Raw genomic sequence first — 2,535 nt, 5'->3', positions numbered from 1 at the left:
TCGCCGCCGCCCTCCCCGACGCGGTCGTCCTCGCCGCCCGGGCCTCTCGGCTGCCGGCCGGGGGCGGGAGGCTATCCGGGCCAGGTGCCGGACAGACGGTGGACGGCGGTTGCTCCGCCCCGGTCGACCGCGGCCCGGACGGTGGAGAACACCGCGCCCTGGATCGCGGCGGCCAGCAGCACCTCACCCCAGGTGCGGTCCCGGTCGGTGGCGCCGGGTGCCTCGTCCTCGTGGCCCAGTCTCTTCCAGACCTGCTGGAACACCGCTCCGGCGAGCATGCCGCCGGCGATTCCCAGCACCGTCCCGACGGGCTTGTAGGCGAGGGTGGAGGCCTTCATCGCCGGCTCCGCTTCCGGCAGACGACAAGGACGAGGGCGAGCGCGGCGACCGTGCCGATGACCAGGCCGCGGTTCTCGTTCGCCGTGGTGGCCGCCTGCGCGGCCCGTGCCCGGACGGGCTCGGGCGTCCTGTCCCGTGCCGTCGCCCAGGCCTGCGCGGCCGTCTCCTGGACCTGTGCCGCTGTCTCCTGGACCTGCTGCTTCACCATCTCCGCCCGCTCCTGGGCCTGTGCGGTGAGATCGGCTTTCGCCGCCAGCTCCTCGACCGTGTGCCCGAGCTCCTCGCGGGTGGCCCGGGCCTGGTCGCGCAGCTCGTCGGGCGTCGAGTCCTGTCCGGTGGGGGCGTTGTCGGTCATCGGTGTGCGCTCTCCTTGATCTGGGTGATGTCGGCCTTCACGTTGCCGGCGGCCCGTCGCGGTACGGGCGGGGCCGCCCGGCTGACTTCCCTTCTGCCCGCGGCGGCGAGAGCACCGGCGATCGCGAACAGCACCAGCGTGATCACCAGGGCGGACAGCCACAGCGGCCAGAGAAGCCCGAGAGCGATGACGGCGGTGGCCACCAGCGCCTGGAGCGCCAGGACCGCGACGAGCCCCGCGCCTCCGTACAGCCCGCCGCCCCGCCCCAGCCTTCTGCCCTTCTCCCTCATCTCCGCCCGCGCCAGGGCCAGCTCCTGGCGCACCAGCCGGGAGAACTGGTCGGACGCCCGGTTGACCAGCTCGCCGACGGATTCCCCGGAAGCGGGCGGGGGCTCCGGTGACCTGTCCATACGCACCACCTTTCCGTGCTCGCTCTGTGCCCCCGCGTACCCGGGGCGCGCCACCCCATGCGACCCCGGACCCGCAGATCACGGTCGGTTTCCCGCCGCCCCGGCCCCGTGGGCATCCGCGCCCGCGCCCCGGGAAATCCCGTCGCGCCGGACGGCGGAGATCCGGCACGGTGGGACCATGAGCCTCTCAAGTCCCGCGTTCCTGCCCGGCATCGAGCTGTCCAGGGTGCTGTACGAGGAGGCGGTGCGGCCGATCCTCCGGGACGCCTTCCCCCGGCTCCGGTACGCGGCGGCCCGGATCGGCGAGGGTTCCGAGGTGCTGGGTTTCGACACACCGAGGTCGGCGGATCACGACTGGGGTCCGCGCCTGCAGATCTTCCTGCCGGCCGCCGACCGCGCCGAGCACGGAGCGGAGATCCACCGCGTCCTGGCCGAGCGGCTGCCCAAACGGGTCCGCGGCTGGCCCACCCACTTCCGGCGGAGCGACGACCCGCTCGATCCGGTCGGCTACATGGAGGCGACCGACGGCCCGGTCAGCCACCGTGTGGGTGTGCACGACCCGGACGCCTGGCTGGCCGAGCGGCTGGGCCGGCGGACGGCCGCCGAGCGGATCGATGTCCGCCAGTGGCTGGCGATGCCCCAGCAGCGGCTCGCCGAGATCACCGGCGGCGCGGTGTTCCACGACGACCCCGGCACCCTCACCCGCGTCCGGCGCGCGCTGGAGTGGTACCCGGAACAGGTGTGGCGGTATCTGCTGGCCTGCCAGTGGCAGCGCGTCTCCCAGGAGGAGGCGTTCGCCGGACGCTGCGCCGAGGCGGGGGACGACCTCGGCGCGGCCGTCGTGGCCGCCCGGCAGGTGCGGGAGCTGATGCGGCTGTGCCTGCTGCTGGAGCGGCGGTACGCCCCGTACAGCAAGTGGCTCGGCAGCGCCTTCGCCCGGCTGCCGGTGGCCGTGACCCTCACGCCCGCGCTGCGCGGTGCGCTGGCGGCGACCGACCACCCGAGCCGGGAGGCGCGGCTGTGCGACGCCTACGAGACCGTCGCCTCCCTCCAGAACGCCTCGGGGCTCACCGCGCCCCTGGACCCGCTCCGGCGGCCCTACCACGGGCGCCCCTTCCTGGTCCTGCGCGCCGACCGTTTCGCGCGGGCGCTCGCGCGCACGGTCACGGACCCGGTCCTTCGCGCGCTGCCGCCGGTGGGAGCGGTGGACCAGTGGGCGGACAGCACCGATCTGCTCCAGCGATCCGCCACCACCGCGGCCGTCGCGGCCGCGGTCGAACGCTCCGTGACCCACCGGGGGCCCGGCGGCTGAGCGTCCGGCCGGGGCCGCCGCCCGGCGCCGCCGGGGGGGGGGGGGGGCCGGGGGGGGGGGCCCCCCCCCCCCGGGGGGGGGGGGGCGGGGTTTTTAGGGGGGGGGGTCGAGAGGCCGGA

The 2,535-nt window shown here is 75.7% G+C and carries 4 protein-coding genes; 1 reads left to right on the top strand and 3 read right to left on the bottom strand.

Annotated elements, in window-relative coordinates:
• Positions 1-71: 71 nt before the first annotated feature.
• Genes ABT122_RS33430 through ABT122_RS33420 form a run of 3 tightly spaced genes read right to left on the bottom strand, consistent with a single transcriptional unit; the run spans position 72 to position 1,104 of the window.
• Positions 72-338, bottom strand: coding sequence for a DUF4235 domain-containing protein (locus ABT122_RS33430; RefSeq protein ID WP_351559935.1), 267 nt, complete (start codon positions 336-338; stop codon positions 72-74).
• Complete coding sequence (locus ABT122_RS33425; RefSeq protein WP_351559933.1) at positions 335-694, bottom strand: DUF3618 domain-containing protein; 360 nt, start codon at positions 692-694, stop codon at positions 335-337. The genes ABT122_RS33430 and ABT122_RS33425 overlap by 4 nt, the downstream gene beginning before the upstream one ends.
• On the bottom strand, positions 691-1,104 hold the full coding sequence (locus ABT122_RS33420; RefSeq protein ID WP_351559931.1) for a phage holin family protein: 414 nt from the start codon (positions 1,102-1,104) through the stop codon (positions 691-693). The genes ABT122_RS33425 and ABT122_RS33420 overlap by 4 nt, the downstream gene beginning before the upstream one ends.
• A gap of 178 nt (positions 1,105-1,282) precedes the next feature.
• Between ABT122_RS33420 and ABT122_RS33415 the strand changes: the two genes are divergently transcribed.
• Positions 1,283-2,416: a DUF4037 domain-containing protein gene (locus ABT122_RS33415; RefSeq protein WP_351559929.1), complete on the top strand. Its 1,134-nt coding sequence runs from the start codon at positions 1,283-1,285 to the stop codon at positions 2,414-2,416.
• The last annotated feature ends 119 nt before the right edge of the window (positions 2,417-2,535 follow it).

This window comes from Streptomyces sp. NPDC001985 (genome assembly GCF_040296845.1).
Lineage (GTDB): Bacteria > Actinomycetota > Actinomycetes > Streptomycetales > Streptomycetaceae > Streptomyces.
Note: the sequence above shows the minus strand (reverse complement) of the source record. Positions and strands in the feature narration are given on the sequence as shown.

Coding starts and splice junctions, on each gene's coding strand:
- ABT122_RS33430 (WP_351559935.1), bottom strand. CDS start 338: ATGAAGGCCTCCACCCTCGCCTACAAGCCCGTCGGGACGGTGCTGGGA.
- ABT122_RS33425 (WP_351559933.1), bottom strand. CDS start 694: ATGACCGACAACGCCCCCACCGGACAGGACTCGACGCCCGACGAGCTG.
- ABT122_RS33420 (WP_351559931.1), bottom strand. CDS start 1,104: ATGGACAGGTCACCGGAGCCCCCGCCCGCTTCCGGGGAATCCGTCGGC.
- ABT122_RS33415 (WP_351559929.1), top strand. CDS start 1,283: ATGAGCCTCTCAAGTCCCGCGTTCCTGCCCGGCATCGAGCTGTCCAGG.